The organism is Streptomyces cinnamoneus (assembly GCF_014650495.1).
In the GTDB taxonomy this organism is placed as follows: Bacteria; Actinomycetota; Actinomycetes; order Streptomycetales; family Streptomycetaceae; genus Streptomyces; species Streptomyces cinnamoneus.
The window spans coordinates 89,942-111,761 of the sequence record NZ_BMVB01000010.1 but is presented as its reverse complement, the minus strand read 5'-3'; the positions used below and the strand labels follow the sequence as shown (position 1 = coordinate 111,761).

The window sequence follows — 21,820 nt, the reverse complement described above, 5'->3', positions numbered from 1 at the left end:
GGTGCTCACTTCCCTTCGAGGACGCGGTCGGTGGTGGTGACGACCGCGCACGTGGCGGCCGCCCAGCGCAGCGCCGTCGCGTGGTCCTCGGCACAGAAGTCGGCGACGGCGTCGGCGACCAGGAAGGGCTGGATGTCGCGCATCCAGGCGTCGCAGGCGCTCGTCATGACGCCGATGTGGGCGTACACACCGACGATGATCAGCTGGTCGCGGCCCTGTGCCGCCATGCGCTCGGCGAGGTCGGTGCGGACGAACGCGCTGTACTTCCACTTCGTGAGGACCCTGTCGTCCCCGCTCGGTGCGACCGCCTCGGCGATGGCCTCGGCGTGCGGGTCGGCGGGCAGGCCGGGGCCCCAGAAGTCCTGCTGGAGACCGCGCTCGGCGGCGCTCTGGCCGCCGGGCTGGGCGGAGTACAGGACGGGGATGCCGAGCCGGGCGCAGTCCTTCTTCAGCCGGCCGACGTTGGCCAGCAGCTCGGTGACGGGCGAGGCGTCCGGATCGAAGGCGCCGAGGAAGTAGTTCTGCAGGTCGTGGACGAGCAGGACCGCGCGGTCCGGGTCGACGGTCCAGTCCACCTTGTTGGCGGGCAGGCCGGCCTCGGTGGGCATGGGGTAGGGGGCGATGGCAGGGAGCGCCATGGTGGTGTGGGGCCTTTCTCAGTGCTGGGTGGCGGCGACGGCGGGTTCGCGGAGGCGGGCGGCGATGGCCGCGCGGAGGTCCTTCTTGGAGACCTTGCCGATGCCGGTCTGCGGGAACGCGTCGACGAACTCGACCCGGTCGGGCACCTTGAAGGCGGCCAGGCCGCGCTCGCGCACGAACTTCCTGATCGCAACGGACCTGACCGGCTCGGCTTCCTCGCGCAGCACGACGTAGGCGCAGGTGCGCTCGCCGAGGTAGTCGTCGGGCATGGAGACGACGGCGACGTCGTGGACGGAGGGGTGGGCGAGGATGTGGTTCTCGATCTCCTCGGCGGCGACCTTCTCGCCGCCGCGGTTGATCTGGTCCTTGGCGCGGCCCTCGACGACGATGTGGCCGGTGGCGGTGAGCCGTACGACGTCGCCGGTGCGGTAGAAGCCGTCGGCGGTGAAGGACGCGGCGTTGTGCTCGGGGGCCCGCCAGTAGCCGCGGATGGTGTACGGGCCGCGGGTGAGGAGGTGGCCGGTGGCCCCGGGCGGCAGGTCCTCGTCCGCGTCGTCGACGACGCGGATCTCGTCGTCGGGCGAGATCGGCCGGCCCTGGGTGGTGACGATGGTCTCCTCGGGGTCGTCGAGCCGGGTGTAGTTGACCAGGCCCTCCGCCATGCCGAAGACCTGCTGCAGGGTGCAGCCGAGCGCCGGACGCACCCGTCGGGCGGCCTCCTCGCTGAACTTCGCGCCGCCGACGAGGAGGACGTCGAGGCTGGACAGGTCGTGCTCGCCGGCCGCCGCGGCCTCGGTCCACACCAGGGCGAGCGGCGGTACGAGACCGGTGAGGGTGACGCCCTCGCGCTCGATGAGCGGGAAGGCGACGTCCGGGCTGGGGCGCGGGGCCAGGACGACGCGGGCGCCGGCGTAGAGGGCGCCGAGCGTGCCGGGCGAGCTGAGCGGGAAGTTGTGGGCGGCGGGCAGGGCGCAGAGGTAGACGCTGTGTTCGTCGACGCCGCAGATCTCGTTGGAGCCCCACAGCGAGTAGAGGTAGTCGTCGTGGGTGCGCGGAATGAGTTTGGGCACGCCGGTGGAGCCGCCGGAGAGCTGGAGGAAGGCCAGCTCGTGGGGGGCGGGCGCGTCCTCGATGACGACGGGGTCGGCGGGGACGTCGGCGAGGGCGGTGTGCTCGCCCGGCTCGCCGACGACGAAGACGTGCCGGAGGGTGGGCACGTCGGCTCGGATCCGGCCGGCCAGCACCCGGTAGTCGTAGCCCTCGGCGACGTCGGCGACGATGTAGGCGGCGGCCTCGGTGAAGGCGCAGAAGTGGCGGATCTCGGTGTCGCGGTGCGCGGGCAGCGCGAAGACGGGCAGGGCGCCGATGCGGAAGAGAGCGAAGATCACCTCGAAGAACTCGGCGACGTTCGGCAGCTGGACGACGACGCGGTCGCCCTTGCCGATGCCGTGCGCGAGGAAGCCGGCGGCCATCCGGTCGGCGCGCGCGTCGAGTTCGCCGTAGGTCCAGCGGCGGGCTTCCTCGCCGTGCGCCGTCCCGGTGGGGTCGACGACGGCCACCCGGTCGGGATGCCGGTCGGCCCGCTCGCGCAGCATCTGCCCGAACGTTTCGCCGCGCCAGTATCCGGCCGCCCGGTAGCGCTCGGCGAACTCGGCCGGGTAGCCCGGCGCGTCGATGGTCGGCTGTATCACTGGTCCACCCCTACTGCCTGCAGGAACGTCTGGAACTTGGCGGCCGTCTCGGCGGTCTCCGCCTCCGGCGAGGACTGCTCGACGACGCCCGCGCCGGCGAAGAGCCGCAGGGTGCGCCCCTCGGCCTCGGCGCAGCGGATGGTGACGACCCATTCGCCGTCGCCGCTCGCGTCGCTCCAGCCGACCATGCCGGTGTAGGCGCCCCGGTCGAAGGGTTCGAGCTCGCCGATGACGCTGCGGGCGGTGGCGGTGGGCGTGCCGCACACGGCCGGGGTGGGGTGCAGGGCGCAGGCCAGTTCGAGCGCGGAGACGGCAGGGTCGGCCGGGGCGCCGACCACGGTCGTGGACAGGTGCCACATGGTGGCGGTCCGGACGAGCGTGGGGCGCACGGGCACGTCGAGGGTGCGGCAGTAGGGGGCGAGGGCCTCGCGGACGGCGTCCACGACGACGGCGTGCTCGTGGAGGTCCTTCGCGGATTCCAGCAGTGCGGCGGCACGGCGCACGTCCTCGGCGAGGTCGGCGCTGCGGGGGGTGGAACCGGCGAGGGGGTTGGCGACGATCCTGCCGCCGCGCCGGGAGACGAGGAGCTCGGGGCTGGCGCCGAGCAGGGTGCGGCGGGGGCCGGAGGGCACGGCGAAGGTGTAGCCGGTGGGGTCGCGGCGGGCGAGGCGCTGCAGCAGCGTGGGCAGGTCGAGGTCGCGGGAGGAACGGAGTTCCAGGGTGCGGGCGAGGACGACCTTGCTGAACTCGCCGCGCCGCATGCGGCGTACGGCCTCGGCGACGGCTCTGCCGTAGCCGGCGGGCTCGGGCACGGGGCGGACGTCCCAGTCGGCGGCGGCGGGTGCGTCGGCGGGGAGCGCGACGAGCGGGTCCTGGGCGAGCGCCGGTGCCCAGCGGACGGCCTCGGGCACGGCGAGGGCGGCGGGGGCGGCGTGGTCGAAGGGCACGGCGCCGATGACGACCGGGGCGGGGTTGCCCGCGAGCAGTTCGGCGTCGAGGGTCCGGGTGACGCGCCAGTGCAGGGGCGCCTCGCCGTGCGGTACCTCGGCCCGGACGCCGTGGGCGAGGAGGGTGCGGGTGGGCGAGGAGAAGAAGCGGGCGCGGCCCGGTTCGTAGGCGTCCAGCAGCGAGGTGGCGGCGCCGACGGTGGCCGTCGGGTCCGCGGGTTGCACGCCCTGCGCTGCGGGCCGCCCGTCCGGGCGGACGCCGGACTCGCTCGGCCGGCCGGCGACGTGGTGAACCGTGGTCACCTGCTGCTCCGTTCCTCCGGTGGATCGCACCGGGTGGGTGGTGGGGGTTGACGACCGGGGACGGGGCCCGTCCCCGGTCCGGGGCGGACCCGTCCCGGCCTCGGGAGGGACGTGGTGGTGCGGGGCGGGCGGTTGTGGGTGCCGGTGCGCATGCGCTTGCGCCTGACGCCTCATCGGGTGAGGGGGCGCGCGGATCGAGCTTGTTGCGCGCTCGCCCGAGGGCGATCGGACGGCAGCCGGGCCGGGCGGTGCGGGCCGTGTTGGGGCCGGGCACGGGCGGGGCGGTCAATCGGTCGCGGTGGCGAGGATTCTGACGTGGCGTCAGGCGCGCAGCGTGGCACCGCCGTCGACGTAGAGGTCGTGCATCGTGATGTGCCGGGCACGGTCGGAGACCAGGAAGAGGACCGCGTCGGCGATGTCGGAGGCGTCGGCGATGCGGCCGAGGGGGATGCCGACGCGGTACGAGGCGGGGTCGCCGTCGATGACGCGGGCGGGTGCCTGCTCGTCGGACCACAGCGAGCGCTGCATCGCCGTGTCGGTCGAGCCCGGGGAGACGACGTTGCACCGGACGCCGCTGCGGGCGAGTTCGAGCCCGAGGCATTTGGTGAACATCGTCGCGGCGGCCTTGGAGGCGGCGTACGCGGCCATGCTCGTGCGCGGCACGCCCGCGGCGTTGGAGCCGACGGTGACGATGCATCCGCTGCGGCGCTCGCCCATGCGGCGGGCGGCGGCCCGGGAGGCGTTGAAGACGCCGGTGGAGTTGACGGCGAAGGTGCGCTCCCAGTCCTCGTCGGAGATGTCGACGACCGGTGAAGTGCGCAGCACTCCGGCGACGTTGACGAGGATGTCGAGCGGGCCGAAGGTGCGTTCCGCATCGTCGACGACGGCTTCGACGGCTTTGCCGTCGGAGACGTCGGCGGCGTAAGGGGCCACCACGTCGGCCCCGAATTCCGCGGCGAGCTTCTCGATGCCGTCCGGTGTCGCGTCGACGGCCGCGACGCGCGCCCCCCGTGCGACGAGGGCGCGGGTCACGGCCTCGCCTATGCCTTGTCCGGCGCCGGTGACCAACGCGATCCGGCCGGCGAGTTCGGACTGCTCCACGACGGTTTCCCCCATTCCGTTCGAATTAGGTAAGGCTTACCTTACATGACCGGCCCGGCCGAGGGAATTGACGTGCAAGCGAACATGTGGGTGGCGAGCGCGGCGGTTCGTCAAAATCCAGGAGGGCGAAGGGGAACGCCCGAGAAACCGAAGCCGATTGTTAGGTTAGGCTAACCTCATGCGCCTTGTCGTCGAACAGCTCACCGCCGGATATCCGGGCCGCCCGGTCGTGCACGGCGTGGACCTCACCGTCCCCGAGGGCCAGGTGGTAGCCGTCGTGGGCCCCAACGGCTGTGGAAAGTCCACCCTGTTGCGCGCGATCGCCCGGCTGCACCAGCCCGAGTCGGGCACGGTCCGGATCGGCGACGCCGACGTCTGGGCCCTCACCCCGCGCAGAGCGGCGCACCGCATCGCCCTCCTCCCCCAGTCCCCGCAGGCTCCCGAGGCGGTGACCGTCGCGGGGCTCGTCCGCTACGGACGCCACCCGCACCAGGGCCTCTTCCGGCAGTGGTCGCGCGAGGACGAGCAGGCCGTGGAGTCCGCGCTGCGGGCCACCGGCACCGCCGAGCTGGCCGGGCGCCGCCTCGACCAGCTCTCCGGCGGCCAGCGCCAACGCTGCTGGCTGGCCATGGTCCTGGCCCAGGAGACGCCCATCGTGCTGCTGGACGAGCCGACGAGCGCCCTCGACCTGGGGCACGCCGTGGATGTCCTGGAGCTGGTGCGGGAGGTGGCGGCGGCCGGCCGCACCGTGGTGATGGTGCTGCACGACCTGGCGAGCGCGGCCCGCTACGCCGACACCGTCGTCGCCCTGCGCGACGGCCGGATCGTCGCGCACGGCCCCTCCCGCGAGGTCGTCGACGCAGCCCTCGTGCGCGAGCTCTACGGCATCGAGGCCGACATCCTGTCCGCCCCCGGCGACGGCTCCCCCGTGGTCGTCCCCGCAGCCCGCGCAACAACCCCGACCGCCGCACCCGCCCCCGCGGCGTAGCCACCGGACAGGCCGGCACCCGCCCCCGAGCCGACAGCGCCGACCACCGGCCGATGCCCCGAACCGGTCCTTACGGGCCGTCACCGCCGGGGCGCCCGGCTGCCGTGCGGGCCGTCTTACGAGGGCCGACGTGCGGGCCTGTGGTGCGGGGCCCGTGGTACGGGGCTGTCAGCCGGACCATCCGGCTGCCGTAGGGGGCCGGCGTGCCAGGCCGTGATGCCGAGCCGGCGCGCCCGGCCCCGCACCCGCACCCGTCACGTGGCGAGAGCCAGGACCGGTATGCCCCGCACGTCGATGCCGAACGTCTGGGCGTAGAGGGAGAGCTCCGCCTCCAGGGCCCTGGCCACCGTCTCCGCGCGGCGGAAGCCGTGGCCCTCGCCCTCGAAGGTGAGATAGGCGTGCGGCACTCCCCGGCCGGCCATCGCCGCCACGAACCGTTCGCTCTGCTCGGCCGGGCAGATCGGGTCGTCCAGGCCCTGCAGGAGCACGAAGGCCGCCGATATCCGGTCCACCCGGCCCATCGGTGACCGTTCGCGGTAGCGGTCGGGGACCTCGATGAACGGGCCGACCAGCGTCTCCAGGTAGTGGGACTCGAAGTCGTGGGTGCCGCCGTCGGCCCAGGTCGCCAGGTCCAGCACGGGATAGCCGATGGCACCGCAGGCGTAGACGCCGGTGGAGGCGAGCGAGACCGCCGTGGTCCAGCCGCCCGCGCTGCCGCCCCGGATCGCCAGCCGGCCCCGGTCGGCGGTGCCCTCCCCGGCGAGCGCCTCGGCCACGACCGCGCAGTCCTCGACGTCCACGATCCCCCACCGCCCCCGCAGCCGCTCGCGGTACTCGCGCCCGTAGCCGGCGGAGCCACCGTAGTTGACCTGGGCCACGCCTATGCCCCGCGAGGTGAAGTAGGCGATCTCCAGGTCCAGCACCAGCGGCGAACGGCCGGTGGGACCGCCGTGCGCCCAGATGACGAAGGGCGGCAGCTCGTCGGCGGGCGCCGTGTGGTCGGGGCTGTGCGGCGGATAGACGTGGGCGTGGATGTCCCTGCCGTCCGGCCCGGTGAAGGTGCGGATGAGCGGCTCGGGGTAGTACGCCGGGTCCACCGTGTCCTTGTGCCGGGCGCCGACGGCACGGGCCCGGCCGGTACAGGTGTCGAGCTCGACCACCTCGTACGCGCTGCGCGGGCTCGCTGCGATCCCGAGGACCCGGGTGCCGCTCGCCGCCAGCGTCGGCGCCCACTCCGTCCACGGCCCGGCGGCGTCCACCAGCTCCCCGGTCTCGGGGTCGAGTATGCCCAGCGTCTGGGCGCCGCGGCCGTGCACGACGGCGACCGTGCCGGCGGCCAGCGGGACGAACCAGCGCTGCCCGACCCGCCACAGCGGGCCGCCGAACTCCTCCTCGCGACGACAGAGGTTGACGACCCGGCCGGTGTCCACGTCGAGGCGGTGCAGGTTCCACCAGCCGGTACGGTCGGTGACCACGAGCAGCCGGCCGTCCGGGGCCCACTCCACCTGGGCGACCGCCTCCTCGGCGCCGCCCATGACCGTCCGGGCGCCGGAGAGCCGGGCGCCCGCCCCGCCGGCCGTGACGTCGGCGACCTTCAGCTCCGATCCGTCCCAGGGCATGCGCGGATGGTCCCAGGCGATCCACGCGGCGCGCCGGCCGTCCGGGGAGAGCCGGGGCCCGGTGACGAAGCGGTGGTGGTCGTCGCTCAGCTCCCGCACCGCGGACCGGTCGTCGGCCGCCGAGCCGTCCAGCGGCACGGCCGCGATGACCCGGCGCACGTCCTGCGGACCCTCGCCCGTGAACTCCTCCAGCACGCACCACACTTCACCGCGCTCCGGCAGCAGCACCGGATCGGCCCAGCGCAGCCCGCCGCCCACCGCCGAGCACGGAGTCAGCGGCCGGGGCGCGGCGCCAGCCGCCCCGTCCGGCTCCCAGGCGTACAGCCGCTGATCGGCGAAGTGCACGAAGACCACCAGCGGCCCGCCGTCCGCCCGGGGCACGGCCGCCCACGGGCTGCCGCCGTACTCCAGCACCCGGCTGCGGACGTTCCACGGCGCGGGCAGGGCCACGGCCTCGGCTCCGTCGGGCCGCCGCCGGACCAGGGTCGTCCGGCCGTGCTCGGCGGGGCGCGGCGCGAGCCACCACACCTCGTCACCGACCGTGCCCACGAACTCGGGCCTGCCGTCGTGCACCGCGGCGAGGGCCGCGTCGATGGGGGACTGCCAGGCTCCGTAGGGCGCCGTGGACACCATGATTGCTACGCCTCCTCAAACCGGTCCATCAGGAAATGGTCGAGCACGCGGACACCGAAGTGCAGCGCCTCGACGGGCACCCGTTCGTCGACCCCGTGGAAGAGCGCCTGGTAGTCGAAGCCGGGGGGCAGCTTGAGCGGCGAGAAGCCGTAGCCGACGATGCCCAGACGGGAGAACTGCTTGGCGTCCGTGCCGCCGGACATGCAGAACGGCACCACCCGCCCCTCCGGGTCGAAGTGCTCCAGGGACGCGCGCATCCGCGCGAACACCGGGCCGTCGACCGGCGCCTGCAGCGCGACTTCCCCGTGGTACACCTCCCAGTCGACGTCGGGGCCGGTCAGCAGGTCCATGGTGGTGCGGAACTCCTCCTCGCCGCCCGGTACGGTCCGCCCGTCGACGAAGCCGACGGCGGTCCCCGGAATGACGTTGATCTTGTATCCGGCGTCCAGCATGGTGGGGTTGGCGCTGTTGCGGACCGTGGCGGCGGCCAGGGCGGCCGCCTTGCCCAGCTTGGCGAGCAGCTCGTCCACGTCGGTGCCGGGCGCCTGCGGGTCGGCGTCGATTCCCTGCGCGGCGGCGATGCCGCGCAGGGCGGCGCACACGGTCGGGGTGAGCCGCACCGGCCAGCGGTGCTCGCCGATCCTGGCGATCGCCGCCGCGAGATTGACCACGGCGTTGCGGGCGTTGACCTTGGATCCGTGCCCGGCGGTGCCGCGGGCGGTCAGCTTGAGCCAGGCCGAGCCGCGCTCCCCCGCCCCGACCGGGTAGAGACGAAGGCCCCCGTCGGCGTGGAAGGTGTAGGCGCCGGACTCGCTGATGCCCACCGTGCACCCCTCGAACAGCTCGGCGTGCTCGTCGGCGAGGAAGCCCGCGCCGGGGACGGCCTGGTCCTCCTCGTCGGCGGTGAAGGCCAGGACGACGTCGCGCGGCGGGCGCACCCCGGCCCGGGCCCAGGCCCGTACGGTCGCCAGGACCATCGCGTCCATGTTCTTCATGTCGATGGCGCCGCGGCCCCACACCACGCCGTCACGGACCTCGCCCGAGAAGGGGTGCACGGTCCAGTCGGCGGGCTCGGCCGGCACCACGTCGAGGTGGCCGTGGACCAGCAGGGCGGGCGCGCCCGGGTCCGTACCGGGGATGCGGGCGACGACGTTGGTGCGCCCCGGCTCCTTCTCCAGCAGGAGCGGCTCGACGCCGGCGTCGGCGAGCCGCTCGGCGACGTACTCCGCGGCGGGGCGCTCGCGGCAGTCGCCGGCACCACGGTTGGTGGTGTCGATGCGGATGAGGTCGGAGGTGAAGCGCACGACCTCCTCCAGCGCCCGTTCGTCGACTCTCCCGCTGCCGCCCCCGCTGCCCCAGCTGCCCCCGTTGATCGCATCAGCCATAGTGGTCCTCCACCGCCGCCGACACGACGGTCGTGACCGCCTTGAAGCAGCGGATTGCCTCGTACATGGTCGGCATGGTGTAGGCGACCAGGCGCTCGCCGCTCTGCTCCACGCCCGGCACGGCCGTGGCCGCCCCGGCGAGGTGCTCGGCGTCGAACTCCAGCTCCACGGTGAACGGTCCGCTCCGCGCGGGTGCGTGCCGCACCGCGAGCGGGGTGGCGTCCCTCGCCGCGGCCCGGATGTCCGCCGCCGTACGGGCCGGCGCACGGCACACCGCCGCATACCGCGACACATAGTCCTTGACCGCGACCGAACGGGCTTGCGGGGCATAGCCCTTGGCATCCTCGCACGTACGGTCGTCACCGGTCACCAGCACCACCGGAACACCGTATTCGGCGACGACCAGAGAGTTGAGCAATCCCTCGCTGGCGCGCCTGCCGCTCACCCGGACGCCGACGACGGAGTTGGCCAGATAGGTGTGCGCCAGCACCCCTTCGGCCCCGGCCGCGGCGTGATTGCCGAGGAAGGCCACCCCGTCCACATCGCCGTGCTGCACGCCCTCGACCATGCCGAGCGTCTTGTGCTTGCCGGTGAGCATCTCGGCCCGCTCGTCCAGCTTCTCCAGCAGCAGATTGCGCATGCTCCAGTGCGCTTCATTGACGAGAACGGCATCGGCGCCGCCGTCGAAGAACCCGGCGATCGCCGCGTTGACGTCCGAGGTGAACATCTGCCGGCACCGCTCCCACTGCGGCGTGCCGGGCAGCACGTCGGCGGGCCAGGTGACGCCGGTGGCCCCCTCCATGTCCGCGGAGATCAGGATCTTCATGCCCCGTCACGTTACGCGTCCGGACAGACGCGGACCAGGTCTGTGGATAACTGCGGAGAGCGGCGCGTTCGGCAGTTGGGCCGAGTGGGTCACGAGCAGTCTTCCGGTCCTCTCCCCGACGTGGGAGCACACTGTGGCGAAGGACGAGAACCTGCTCCTGGACGTCTTGACGCCCTGGCCGAGTAACAAGGAGACCACCGTGCGGCCCACCATCGTGCTCCTCAGCCCCCTGGACGGGCACCGGGAGCTCACGGCGCGGTTGCATCGCGCCGGACGCTCCACCGCGGGGCCCGTCCTCGACCGGCTGGAGCGCGGGGAGCACGTCTTCGGGGTGGACGTGTCCAACGACGTCCTCGATGAATTCGAGGCGGAGGAGATCACCGGCATCTCCGCGCGGCTGGGAGAATTCGGTGCGGTGCTCCTCGAATATCCGGACGTACCGAGCGTCCGCGACCTCCTGAGGGAAGTGATCCACGGGATGAGCGGGCTCCTGGACACCAATCACGGCCAGCTCCTGGAGTTCGCCGACGTCCTGGACCGCTTCCGGCGCGATCCCTTGTGGGACTGGCGGACCGCCACGAGGTAGCCGGCCCGCCCCCGCCGGCAGCCGGCCCGCCTCAGGCGCGGCCCGCCAGGAACCAGTGGCCCGGCAGGTCGATCCGCGTGCCGTCGGCGCGGTGTTCCGTCATGACGAGGGCTGTTTCGCCCTCCGCGAGGATCTGCAGTCCGGTCGCGCGCAGCAACCGGGCCGCTTCGCCGTCCGGTGCGTCGGCCGGCCGCAGGTCGTGTTCCAGGACACGCCGGAGCTTGGGCGGCGGGCCCGCGGGTGGCCGGGTCAGGTGGTGCAGGTACGCACCGGCCGCCCGCGTCAGTTCGACGACGAGAGCCCGTCCGCGGGCGCCGGCCGTCCGGGCGACGGCGGCGGCGACGAGGGCCCGGTCCTGTGGGTCGCACTGGTGGAGGACGCCCCGCATGTGGACGTTGCTGTCACCGCCCAGCCGTGCGCGCAGGCCGCTGACCGCGGCGGCGTCCACCACGTCGAGCTGCTCGTACACCGCCAGGCCCTTCGGGTCGGCGCGCCGGGCGAGGTCCACCGCGGCACGGGAGAGGTCCACACCGACCGCGCGCGGAAACCGGCCGGCGAGCCAGCGGGTCCTGGTGCCGTTGCCGCATCCGACGTCGACCACGGGCAGCGTGGCGTCGGCGTGCTGTGCCAGCAGCTCCAGGCACGGGTCGTCCGTCAGCACCGGGTCGGAGTCCCAGATCGCCTCGCCCGGTGCCGCGGAGGTGGCGCCCCAGAAGCCCTCCCATGCGTTCCGATAGCGCTCCGACACGCTCATGGGCGCACCAGCGTCTGTTCGCACCACACCGTCTTTCCCCCTCCCGTATGGCTGCAGCCCCACTCCCTGGCCAGAGCACCCACCACCCGCAGCCCGCGCCCGTACGCGTCGTCAGGGCCGGTGCCCATCAGGGACGGGAGGGTGTGGTCGTCGTCGCCGACCTCGCAGAGCAGGATGTCGGTCCGCACCAGGCGCAGGTCCACCCGGTCCGTGCGGGCGTGGCGCACGGCATTGCCCACGAGCTCGCCCACCAGCAGTTCCGCCGTCGGCGCGGCCTCCGCCAGGCCCCACGCGGCCAGCTGCTCACGGACCAGGCGGCGGGCGCGCGGCGCCTCGGCCGGCACCGGCCGCAGCCGCCACTGCGCCACGTGCCCGGGCGGGATGCCGTTGAGCCGGGCCATCAGCAGGGCCACGTCGTCCTTGCGGCCGTCGTCCGTGTTGAGGGCGCGGATGATGGTGTCGCACGCGTCGTCCATGGACGCGGCCGGGTGGGCCGCGGACTCGCAGAGGGCCGCCAGGCCCGTGCCGATGTCCTGGCCGCGCACCTCCACCAGCCCGTCGGTGCACAGCACCAGCCGGTCCCCGGGCGCCACGCGTACCGTCGCCGCCTCGAAGGGGACGCCCCCGACGCCTATGGGCGCCCCGGTGGGCAGGTCGAGCAGCCGGCTGCGGCCGTCCGCCGCCCGGACGAGCACCGGCGGGATGTGCCCGGCGTTGGCGATGCGCAGCTCGGAGCGGATGGGGTCGTACACCGCGTACAGGCAGGTGGCGAGGTAGTGCTCGCCCAGCCGCTGGGCGAGGCCGTCGAGGTTGCGCAGGAGCTGCTCCGGTGGCAGGTCCAGCGCCGCCATCGTCTGCACGGCGGTGCGCAGCTGTCCCATCATCGCGGCGGAGTTCAGCCCGTGGCCCATGACGTCGCCGACGACGAGCGCGGTGCGCGAGCCGGGCAGCTTGATGCTGTCGAACCAGTCGCCGCCGACCCTGCCGAGGCGGGTGCCGGGCAGGTAGCGGGTGGCGGTGTCGCAGCCCGCCATGCGCGGGGTGAGCTGCGGCAGCATGCTGTCCTGGAGGGTGTCGGCGACGTTCTCCTGGTGGGTGTACATGCGGGCGTTGTCGAGCACGAGGCCGGCGCGCGCGGCGAGTTCGGCGCCGGTGGTGCGGTCCATGTCGTCGAAGGGCTGCCGGCCGGGGCGGCGCATGAGGACCATGAAGCCGAGCACCACGTTGCGGGCCTTGAGGGGCACCACCAGCATGGAGCGGCCGCTGATGAGGGGCCGCAGGTCCCGCTTCTCGAACTCGCCCGAGATGCGGTTGGCCAGCTCCTCGCCGATGCGCGGGATCAGCACCGGCTCGCCGGTGACCATGCACTGGAAGAACGGGGTCCGTTCCGGGAAGGCGATGGCCTCGCCGACCGGCACCGTGTCGTCCCAGCGGCCGGGCTCGTCGTTGTGCTCGACCCAGACGCGGTGCCAGACGGTCGTGAGGTCGGGCGGGCCGTCGGGGAAGCCCTCGCCCGCCAGCACGGCGGCCCGCAGGTGGGTGCCGGCGAAGTCGGTGAAGCGGGGCACGGCCGCGCTGGTGACCTCACGGATGGTCCGCTCCAGGTCCAGGGAGGTGCCGATGCCTCCGCTGACCTCGTTGAGGAACTCCAGGCGCTCGCGCACGGCGGCGTGTTCCAGGTCGGTGTCCGTACCGGTGCCTCGGCCGGCTAAGCCGGGCTCGTCGGACCCCGGCTCGCCGCGCCCCCGGGCATCGGCCGCGGCACGCGGGCGCCCGGCCCGGCGCTCGGCATGCCTGGGCACGCCCCAGTCGGGGGTGACGGGGATGCGCTCGCTGTGGCTGATCTCCAGTACGGGGTAGCCCAGTTCGAGGACCTGCTCGACGATCCGGCCGCCGGCCACGGGCCCCATGGCGGGCAGGATGTCCGGCAGCCGCTCGGCGAGCGCACCGGCGCCGGGAAGGTCGGTGTGCGGGGCGAAGGCGGGGCGGACGCCCGGGGACCCGGCAAGCCGCCCGGCGTCGGCGGCGAGGACGAGCAGCCGCTCCGGACCGGGGCCGGCCAGCGGGTACGCCCACCACAGGACGTCGAGCGGACTGCCCGGACCGGCGGAGGCGCGGGCACGGCCGGACCGCGCGTAACCGGGCACGGGCGAAGCACCGCCGGGCCCCGACGTCCCGGGGCCGTCCGGTCCGCCGGGCCCGTCCGCCCCGTCCGCGGCCCACCCGTCCCCGTCGTCCCCGCCGTCCGCCCCGAATGCCCCCGCATCCGGTTCCTCCCCCGTCGCGGCCAGGGCGCCGTGCACCGGCATGAGGTCGGCGACGGGCCTGCCGAGCGCGTCCGTGCGGTCGACGCCGAAGAGCTTGCGGGCGCCGCTGCTCCAGTGGGTCACCAGTCCGGAGGAGCCCACCACGACCACCGCCAGGGGGACGCGCCCGGGGACGGCTTCCCGCTGTGCCGGGACGGGTTCGGACGTGCCACGGTCCATGGGCGGTTGCTCCTTCGCACGCGTACGCAAGATCTCCCCACCACTACCCAACGGTAGAGGCCGCCCGGGAGCGGCCGTGGGCCATTGGCGGAATCCGGGGTGCGCCGGGGCGCCGCGCCGGGCGCCGGGCGCGCGGCGCGGCCGGTTCAATGGTCCGCATGGCCCAACTGGAGGTCCCGTTCGGTCCTTCCGCCGCCCGCGATCTGCAGGACGGTGGCCACGGGCGGATAGCCGGCGGCCACGACGGTGTACTCGCCGGCCGAGAGGTCCACGAAGCGGAACGTGCCGTCGGCGCCCGTGATGGTGGAGTCCACGACGTTGCCGGCGGCGTCCAGCAGGCTGACGCGGGCGTCCTCGACGGGCCGGCCGCCGTTGGCCCGCACCGTGCCGCGCAGCACCGCGCCGCCGGCGAGTTCGACGTCCTGCCGGGTCTCGCGGGCGGACTGGACGGTGACCGGCAGCGCGGCGGGCCGGAAGGCGGGGGCGCTGGCGGCGAGGGTGTACTCGCCGGCGATCAGCTCGTCGATGACGTAGCCGCCCTCGGGGCCGGTGCGGGTGGAGGCGACGACCTCGCCGTGCACGTTGGTGAGGGTGACCAGGGCCTCGCGCACGGGCGTGCCGTCGGCGGTGCGGACGGTGCCGGCCAGCCGGCCGGCGCCGCCCAGGACGACGTCGAGCTCGACGGGCCGCTCGCCGACGGTGACGGTGACGGCCTGCGGCTGGTGCCCGCCGGCGGCGGCGATGAGGACGTACGAGCCGGTGCCGGGCGTGGACAGGGCGTACCGCCCGTCCTCGCCGCTCGCGCCGCGGCCGATCTGGCGGCCCTGGACGTCGATGAGGGTGAGGGCGGCGCGGGGGACGGTGGTGCCGTCGTGGTGCTGGACGGCGCCGGTCACGGGGATGCCCGCGACGAAGGGCGCCGCGTCGGCGGGCGGGGCGACGCGTGCGGACGGGATGGCGGCTTCGGGGGCGTGGTGGGACACCAGTGGTTTCTCTTTCAGCAGGAAGGCGAGCAAAAAGCCGACGATGAGCACCGGTACGAGGTAGAGGAAGATCCGTGGCATGGCCTCCGCGTAGGCCCGGACGTAGCCGTCGCGCAGGGGCGCGGGCAGGGCGTGCACCAGCTGCGGGGTGATGGAGTCGGGGGCCGGCAGGCCGGCGCGGGGCGGCAGTTCGACGGCCAGGGAGGCGGAGAGGCGGTGGGCGAAGAGCGTGCCGAAGACGGCCGCGCCGATCGAGCCGCCGATCTGCCGGAAGTAATTGTTGGCGCTGGTGGCGGTGCCGAGGTCGGCGGGGTGCACGGAGTTCTGCACGGCCAGCACGAGGACCGGCAGGGCGAGGCCGATGCCGACGCCGAGGATGGCCATCCAGAGGCTGTAGACGAGGCGGCCGGTCTGGGCGTCGAGGTGGGAGAGCAGGTACATGCCCTCGGCGGAGAGCGCTCCGCCGAGGATGGGCAGCAGTTTGTAATGGCCCGTTCGGCTGATGAGGTGGCCGGCGACGAGCGAGGCGACGACGATGCCGCCCATCATGGGCAGCATCAGCAGGCCGGACTCGGTGGCGTCGACGCCGTCGACCATCTGCAGGAAGGTGGGCAGATAGCTGGCGGCGCCGAAGAGGGCGACGCCGACGACGGCGCCGACGAGCGCGGTGACGGTGAAGACCGGGTCACGGAAGAGGTGCGGTGGGATGATCGGTTCTGCGGCGAAGTGCTCGACGACCGCGAAGAGCAGCGCGGTGCCGACGGCGCCCGCGCCCAGGCCGAGGATGGTGCGGGAGGTCCACTCGTACGTGGTCCCGCCCCAGGTGGTCAGCAGGATCACGCAGGTGGAGGCGGCGGTGAGCAGCAGGGCGCCCAGGACGTCGAAGCGGGCGCGGCGCGGCGGCCGGGGCAGCCTGAGCGCGGTGGTGACGACGGCGAGGGTGACGATGCCGAAGGGGACGTTGAGGTAGAAGCACCAGCGCCAGCCGGTGTGGTCGGTGCAGAAGCCGCCGAGCAGGGGGCCGGCGACCGAGGCGAGTCCGTAGGCGGCGCTGATGACGCCCATGTAGCGGCCGCGCTGTCGCGGCGGGACGATGTCGGCGATGATCGCCTGAACGCCGATCAGCAGGCCGCCGGCGCCGACGCCCTGGACGGCGCGGAAGGCGATGAGCTGGTCCATGGTGCGTGACCAGCCGGCCAGTCCGGAGCCGATGACGAAGACGACGATCGCCAGGACGAAGGCGGTCTTGCGGCCGGAGAGGTCGCCCAGCTTGCCGTAGAGCGGGAGGACGACGGTGGAGGTCAGCAGGTAGGCGGTGACCGCCCAGGACATCCGGTCGAGGCCGTGCAGTTCGCCGACGATCTTCGGCAGGGCGGTGGCGACGACGGTCTGGTCGAGCGCCGCGAGCAGCAGCGTGAGCATGAGCCCGGCGAAGACCAGCCGCACCCTGGCGGGGCCGGGCGGGGGTTGCGCGTCGCGGGGCGGGGGTGGGGACGGGGGCAGGTCGAGCGTCCTGTCGCTCTTCTCCAAGGTGGTCTCGAAGGTGGACCCTCCCACGTAACGCTCCCCTCGTCGCGCCTGCGCTGCCGCCCATTTCTCGCATTACGCGACAACGGCCAGCAAGCGCGACGATTTGCCTGGGAGCACCGAACGAGGGGCTTTCGGCCGGTCGGAGGCGGTTTCGGTGCACCTGTACGGCACAGTGAAAACCACTCGAACCGGTGAGCCCGGACCGGTACGGCCCGGGCGGCTCCCGGTGGCTCAGCCGGCGCTCGGCGCGCCCTCCACCTCGGCGGCGAGCCGGGTGAGCACGGCGTCGTAGATGCGGCCGAGTCCCTTGGGCGCGAAGGTCCGCTCGAAGAAGCCGCCGATGCCGGTGGCGCCCGTCCAGGTGCTGGTGACGACGACCTTGGAGCTGCCCTCGCCGGCCGGGGTGACGGTCCAGGTGGTGACCATGGAGGAGTTGCGGTCCTTCTCCACCAGCTGACCGGTGGACGGCTCGGACACCTCCAGCAGGCAGTCGCGGACGCGCTTGCTGGTGGCCTGCAGCTTCCAGTGCACCACGGTGCCCTCGCCGTCGCCGCCCTCGCGCACCTCGTACTCGCTGAAGTGCTCGGGCAGCAGCTTGGCGCGGGTGCCGCTGTAGTCCGCGAGGGCGTCGAAGACGTCCTCCGCGCCTGCCGCGACGATCCGCTCGGTGGTGGCCTCGACCTGGCCCATGGCAGTCCTCCGGGACGATCAAAAGTGCTGTGTTTGCCGTTGTGCGTGTGCGGGCAAAGCCAACCACCATCGTCACAACCGCCCAAATCCTGGGCACCGGGCGTTAGCCTCCGCGCATGGTGAACATACGGGAGATGACCGACGCCGACATCGAGACGGTGGCCGGGATCCGGGTGGCCGGCTGGCGCCACGCGTACGCGGGGCTGGTCCCGCAGCACCATCTGGACGCGATGGACGCGCAGGCGAACGCGGCCCACCACCGCGCACGTCTGGCGAGCGGCACGGACCGGGCGGTGAACGCGGTGGCCGAGGGGGCGGACGGCGTCGTGGGCTGGGTCTCCTACGGGCCGTGCCGCGACGCCGATCAGCCGCCCGCAACGGGCGAGTTGTACGCCGTCTACGTACGGCCGGAGCTGATCGGGACCGGTGTCGGACGCGCCCTGTGGGGGGCGGCGCTGGAGGGCGCGCGGGAGCGGGGCTGGGAGCGCATGGTGCTGTGGGTGCTGAAGGGCAATGCGCGCGCCCGCCTCTTCTACGAGCGCGCCGGGTGTGCTCCCGACGGCGCCGGGCGTCTGGACGACGTCGACGGCACCGCCGTACCGGAGGTGCGCTACGTGCTGGAGCCGGACCGCAGGCCGTGAGGGCCGCCGCCCCGGCCGGTCAGCCGGGCCAGGGCCGCGACGGCGGCCGGGCGCAGCCGTTCGTGCTCGCGGGCGGCGACCAGCGTGGCCTCGGCGCGCCGGTCGCCCAGGGCGCCCAGGCCCTCGACGCAGGCGCGGGCGACCGGCCAGCAGTGGTCGCGAGCGGCCAGCAGTCGCTCCAGGGTGGCCAGCAGGGCCGGAACGGACTCGGGGGCGCGCAGCTCGGTGAGGAGCCGGACGGGGTAGAGGGCGTAGGCGGTGCGCAGCGGGTTGGTGGCGAGGGCGGCCGCGGCGCGGGCGGTGCGGGGGTCGCGCAGCCGGGCGAGGACGTGGGCGGCGGTGGCGCAGCGCACGGGTTCGCGGTAGTTGAGCAGGAGGATCAGGGTCTCGAAGGCGCGGCGGTCACCCTTGGCGCCGAGGGCGAAGGCAGCGATCTCGCGGGCCCACAGGGGCTGTTCGGGGGCCACGAGGACCCCGGCGAGCCGGTCGCGGGCGGCGCGGCTGTCGGACCGGACGAGCGCGAGCAGCTTGTCGTGCGCCGCGAATTCGGCCGGGGAGACCAGTTCGGCCCGCACCCGCTTCAGCAGCGCGCGGAATTCCTCTTCCATGTTCCGCTCTCCTCCCCGAGTGGCCTGGGCCACATCGTAAGTCGCCCGTACACCCCCTGGCGCTCTTGGTTACCCGTGAGTTAATCTCCCGGCAAGAGCAGTACCCCGCTCTGGCGTTCTGGTGACGCAGATGCCACAGCGTTGACGTCGGTTCGGCATTGACGAGTACGGCACGGCCCCGGGACAGGGCCCGCCGGTCGCACAACTCCCTCTCCGCGGTCGCCCCTTACCCGTCCGCGGAATTCCTCAGTCGCCGCCCCTGCCCGGGGCCGCCGCCAACCGCCGTCTTCCCCTCGCGCATGGGGAACACCTTCTGGAGTCTCGCGATGGACCGTATGTCCACCCCTGAGCCGTCCCGCCCCTCCCCCTCCTCGTCGGCGCCCTCCCTGCGGACCGTGGCCGTGATCGGTCTCGGCACGATGGGCACCGGGCTCGCCGAAGTGCTCACCCTGGCCGGCCGTGACGTCGTCGGCATCGACATCAGCGACGCCGCCGCCCTGCGGGCCGGCGCCGCGCTGGAGGCCGCCACGGCCCGTGCGGTGGAGCGCGGGCGGATCACCGAGGCGGAGCGCCGGGCGGCGCTCGCCCGCTTCCGCACCTCGCGCGAGCTGAGCGCGGCCGCCGACGCCGATCTGGTGATCGAGGTCGTCCCCGAGGACTACGACCTCAAGCACGAGGTCTTCACCGCCCTCGACGCGGTCGTGCGCCCCACCGCCATCCTGGCGACGGGCACCAACGCGCTGTCGGTGACCCGGCTGGCCGCCGACTCGGCCCGCCCCGAGCGCGTCCTGGGCCTGCACTTCTTCAACCCCGCGCCGGCGATGCGGCTGGTGGAGGTCGTCTCCTCGGTGCTCACCGCACCGGACGCGGTCGCGGCGGTCACCGCTCTGGCCCGCGAGCTGGGCAAGGAGCCGGTGGCGGTGGGCGACCGTCCGGGCTTCGTGGCCGACGGGCTGCTGTTCGGCTACCTCAACCAGGCCGCCGCGATGTACGAGGCCCGCTACGCCACCCGCGAGGACATCGACGCGGCGATGCGCCTGGGCTGCGGGCTGCCGATGGGCCCGCTCGCCCTGCTGGACCTGATCGGCATCGACACCGCCCGTACGGTCCTGGAGGCGATGTACGCCGCCTCGCACGACCGGCTGCACGCGCCCGCGCCCGTCCTCGGTCAGCTCGCGGCGGCCGGGCTGACCGGCCGCAAGGCCGGCCGCGGCTTCTACGCGTACGAGGCACCGGGCTCGTCCGTCGTCGTGCCGGACGCCGACACCCCGGGCGCGACGGACGGCTCCCCGACGGGGGCGGCCGGGCGCGAGGTGCGGGCCGTCGGGGTGGCGGGCTCGGGCACGATGGCGAGCGGGATCGCCGAGGTCTTCGCGAAGGCCGGCTACCGGGTGGTGCTCGCGGCGCGCTCGCAGGAGAAGGCCGACGCGGCGACGGCTCGGATCGCGAAGTCCCTCGCGCGCGCGGTGGCCAAGGGCAGGCTGACAAACGCGCAGGCGGACGCGGCCCTGGCCGCGGTGACCCCGGCCGGCTCCCTCGACGCGTTCGCGGACGTGGACCTGGCGATCGAGGCGGTGGCGGAGGACCTGGAGGTCAAGCAGCAGCTGTTCGCCGCGCTCGACAAGGTCTGCCGGCCCGGCGCGGTGCTGGCGACGACCACCTCCTCGCTGCCCGTGGTGGCCTGCGCCCGCGCCACGTCGCGGCCGCAGGACGTGGTGGGCATGCACTTCTTCAACCCGGCGCCGGCGATGAAGCTCGTCGAGGTGGTCCGTACGGTGCTGACCGCCGACGACGTGCACGCCACCGTCCGCGCGGTGTGCGCCCGGGTGGGCAAGCACCCGGTGGACTGCGGGGACCGCGCCGGCTTCATCGTCAACGCGCTGCTGTTCCCCTACCTCAACAACGCGATCAAGATGGTCCAGGAGCACTACGCCTCCCTGGACGAGATCGACGCGGCGATGAAGCTGGGCGGCGGCTACCCGATGGGGCCGTTCGAACTCCTCGACGTCGTCGGCCTCGACGTCTCCCTGGCCATCGAGAAGGTGCTGCACCGCGAGTTCCGTGACCCGGGCCTGGCCCCGGCGCCGCTGCTGGAGCACCTGGTGGCGGCCGGCTGCCTCGGACGCAAGACGGGGCGCGGCTTCCGCGAGTATGCGAAGGTCTGACCGGACCGGGCCCGATGCGGGCATGGGCTGGGGCGGACTGCTCGGACCCGCGGGAGGTCCGCCCCGGCACACCCATACGGACGCATGTTACGTTCCCCACATGTCCCAGCCCGCCAAGTCCGCCCGCGCACCGCGCGGGGCCGCCACCGAGTCCAGGGGAGTCAAGGGGCCGACCTCAGCCAAGGGTCCGCAGGAGCGCGCCGCCGAGACCTCCGGCGCCCGTCGCGCCGCCGCCCAGCGGCTCACCATGCGCCGCAAACTCGCCGCTGCGGCAATGGAGTTGTTCGCGACGAAGGGCTACGAGGCGACGACCGTCGACGAGATCGCGGCGACGGCCGGGGTCGCACGCCGGACGTTCTTCCGCCACTTCCGCTCCAAGGAAGAGGCGATCTTCCCCGATCACGACGACACGCTCGTCCGGGCGGCGGGCGTGCTGGACGCCGCGCCGCCGCACGAGAATCCGCTGGACACCGTCTGCCGGGGGATCAAGGAGGTCATGCGGATGTACGCGGCCTCCCCCGCCGTCTCCGTCGAGCGCTACCGGCTGACCCGGGAAGTGCCCGCCCTGCGCGAGCGCGAGATCGCCTCGGTGGCCCGCTACGAGCGGCTGTTCACCCGTTACCTGCTGGGTCACTTCGACGAGACCGCCCATCACGTGGGCGACGACGACCCGCTGCTCGCCGAGGTCGCCGCGTCGGCGGTCGTCACGGCCCACAACCACGTCCTGCGCCGCTGGCTGCGCAGCGGCGCCCAGGGTGATCTGGAGCAGCAGCTCGATCACGCCTTCGCCATCGTGCGGGAGACGTTCGGCGCGGGCATCGGGGCGGGCCGCGAGCGGCCGGAGGGATCCCCCGCGACGGCGGCGCGGGCGGAGGGCGAGGTGCTGGTGACGGTGGCCCGCACGGACGCGCCGCTGGACGAGGTGATGCGGGTGATCGAGAAGGCGCTCAAGGCGAAGTCCTCTTAGGCCCCGCATTCCTGGTTCCCGGCTTTCCGGCCATATCGCCATATTGAGCAACGGCGGCCACCCCTCGGGGTGGCCGCCGTTGCTCACATGTGCCCTGCGGATGACATCTGAGAGAAATTGTTGGCACGCAGTGTCTTGTCGCATGGCACGCGGTGCCACTACCTTGTGGGTGTCCGGGCGGCCGGCACGCAGACACAACCGTCGTGTGCCGGCTGTCCCCACAAGCACGTTGTGCGCCCGGACACGCCTGCGTCACCAGGCCCCCGCGCTCACCAGCG

17 protein-coding genes are annotated in these 21,820 nt (G+C 73.7%); 5 read left to right on the top strand and 12 right to left on the bottom strand.

Features of this window, described 5'->3' with window-relative positions; translation table 11 throughout:
* Window positions 1–5: 5 nt before the first annotated feature.
* The 4 genes from IE182_RS16920 to IE182_RS16905 all read right to left on the bottom strand — a co-directional run bounded on the left by IE182_RS16920 (window position 6) and on the right by IE182_RS16905 (window position 4,696).
* Window positions 6–638: an isochorismatase family protein gene (locus tag IE182_RS16920; RefSeq protein ID WP_190110654.1), complete on the bottom strand. Its 633-nt coding sequence runs from the start codon at window positions 636–638 to the stop codon at window positions 6–8.
* Between the two features lie 18 nt (window positions 639–656).
* A complete protein-coding gene (locus IE182_RS16915; protein ID WP_190110653.1) occupies window positions 657–2,330 on the bottom strand; it encodes a (2,3-dihydroxybenzoyl)adenylate synthase in 1,674 nt (557 codons plus the stop codon).
* A complete protein-coding gene (dhbC, locus tag IE182_RS16910; protein WP_190110768.1) occupies window positions 2,327–3,502 on the bottom strand; it encodes an isochorismate synthase DhbC in 1,176 nt (391 codons plus the stop codon). The genes IE182_RS16915 and dhbC overlap by 4 nt, the downstream gene beginning before the upstream one ends.
* Before the next feature lie 399 nt (window positions 3,503–3,901).
* Window positions 3,902–4,696: a 2,3-dihydro-2,3-dihydroxybenzoate dehydrogenase gene (locus IE182_RS16905; RefSeq protein ID WP_190110652.1), complete on the bottom strand. Its 795-nt coding sequence runs from the start codon at window positions 4,694–4,696 to the stop codon at window positions 3,902–3,904.
* A 163-nt stretch (window positions 4,697–4,859) separates the two neighbouring features.
* On the opposite strand from IE182_RS16905, the gene IE182_RS16900 reads away from it, so the two are divergent.
* A complete protein-coding gene (locus IE182_RS16900; RefSeq protein ID WP_190110651.1) occupies window positions 4,860–5,669 on the top strand; it encodes an ABC transporter ATP-binding protein in 810 nt (269 codons plus the stop codon).
* A gap of 254 nt (window positions 5,670–5,923) precedes the next feature.
* Here the strand turns inward: IE182_RS16900 and IE182_RS16895 are convergent, their stop codons facing one another.
* From IE182_RS16895 to IE182_RS16885, 3 genes are read right to left on the bottom strand one after another with little or no spacing between them, the layout of a single operon-like run.
* The gene (locus IE182_RS16895; protein WP_190110650.1) at window positions 5,924–7,921 is read right to left on the bottom strand and encodes a S9 family peptidase; all 1,998 of its coding nucleotides are present in this window, start codon (window positions 7,919–7,921) and stop codon (window positions 5,924–5,926) included.
* 5 nt (window positions 7,922–7,926) lie between these two features.
* The gene (locus IE182_RS16890) at window positions 7,927–9,306 is read right to left on the bottom strand and encodes a M20/M25/M40 family metallo-hydrolase (RefSeq protein ID WP_190110649.1); all 1,380 of its coding nucleotides are present in this window, start codon (window positions 9,304–9,306) and stop codon (window positions 7,927–7,929) included.
* Complete coding sequence (locus tag IE182_RS16885) at window positions 9,299–10,132, bottom strand: M55 family metallopeptidase (protein WP_190110648.1); 834 nt, start codon at window positions 10,130–10,132, stop codon at window positions 9,299–9,301. The genes IE182_RS16890 and IE182_RS16885 overlap by 8 nt, the downstream gene beginning before the upstream one ends.
* Before the next feature lie 133 nt (window positions 10,133–10,265).
* Here IE182_RS16885 and IE182_RS16880 point away from each other — a divergent pair, with 133 nt between their 5' ends.
* Complete coding sequence (locus IE182_RS16880; RefSeq protein ID WP_190110647.1) at window positions 10,266–10,718, top strand: hypothetical protein; 453 nt, start codon at window positions 10,266–10,268, stop codon at window positions 10,716–10,718.
* A gap of 31 nt (window positions 10,719–10,749) precedes the next feature.
* Here the strand turns inward: IE182_RS16880 and IE182_RS16875 are convergent, their stop codons facing one another.
* The 4 genes from IE182_RS16875 to IE182_RS16860 all read right to left on the bottom strand — a co-directional run bounded on the left by IE182_RS16875 (window position 10,750) and on the right by IE182_RS16860 (window position 17,161).
* Window positions 10,750–11,472, bottom strand: coding sequence for a class I SAM-dependent methyltransferase (locus IE182_RS16875; protein WP_190110646.1), 723 nt, complete (start codon window positions 11,470–11,472; stop codon window positions 10,750–10,752).
* The gene (locus IE182_RS16870) at window positions 11,469–13,958 is read right to left on the bottom strand and encodes an ATP-binding SpoIIE family protein phosphatase (protein WP_190110645.1); all 2,490 of its coding nucleotides are present in this window, start codon (window positions 13,956–13,958) and stop codon (window positions 11,469–11,471) included. The genes IE182_RS16875 and IE182_RS16870 overlap by 4 nt, the downstream gene beginning before the upstream one ends.
* A 146-nt stretch (window positions 13,959–14,104) precedes the next feature.
* The gene (locus IE182_RS16865; RefSeq protein WP_229844889.1) at window positions 14,105–16,444 is read right to left on the bottom strand and encodes an MFS transporter; all 2,340 of its coding nucleotides are present in this window, start codon (window positions 16,442–16,444) and stop codon (window positions 14,105–14,107) included.
* Window positions 16,445–16,702: 258 nt separating this feature from the next.
* Entirely contained in the window at window positions 16,703–17,161 is a 459-nt protein-coding gene (locus IE182_RS16860) for an SRPBCC family protein (RefSeq protein WP_190110643.1), read from the bottom strand.
* Window positions 17,162–17,277: 116 nt separating this feature from the next.
* Here IE182_RS16860 and IE182_RS16855 point away from each other — a divergent pair, with 116 nt between their 5' ends.
* Window positions 17,278–17,802, top strand: a complete 525-nt coding sequence (locus tag IE182_RS16855) for a GNAT family N-acetyltransferase (protein ID WP_190110642.1) — start codon at window positions 17,278–17,280, stop codon at window positions 17,800–17,802.
* Here the strand turns inward: IE182_RS16855 and IE182_RS16850 are convergent.
* Window positions 17,772–18,410 (bottom strand): HEAT repeat domain-containing protein, encoded by a 639-nt coding sequence (locus tag IE182_RS16850; protein ID WP_190110641.1) that lies wholly within the window; start codon window positions 18,408–18,410, stop codon window positions 17,772–17,774. The two genes, IE182_RS16855 and IE182_RS16850, sit on opposite strands and share 31 nt — an antisense overlap.
* Window positions 18,411–18,736: 326 nt before the next feature.
* Here IE182_RS16850 and IE182_RS16845 point away from each other — a divergent pair, with 326 nt between their 5' ends.
* The gene (locus tag IE182_RS16845; protein WP_190110640.1) at window positions 18,737–20,575 is read left to right on the top strand and encodes a 3-hydroxyacyl-CoA dehydrogenase family protein; all 1,839 of its coding nucleotides are present in this window, start codon (window positions 18,737–18,739) and stop codon (window positions 20,573–20,575) included.
* Between the two features lie 100 nt (window positions 20,576–20,675).
* On the top strand, window positions 20,676–21,542 hold the full coding sequence (locus tag IE182_RS16840) for a TetR family transcriptional regulator (RefSeq protein WP_190110639.1): 867 nt from the start codon (window positions 20,676–20,678) through the stop codon (window positions 21,540–21,542).
* Window positions 21,543–21,820 lie beyond the last annotated feature (278 nt).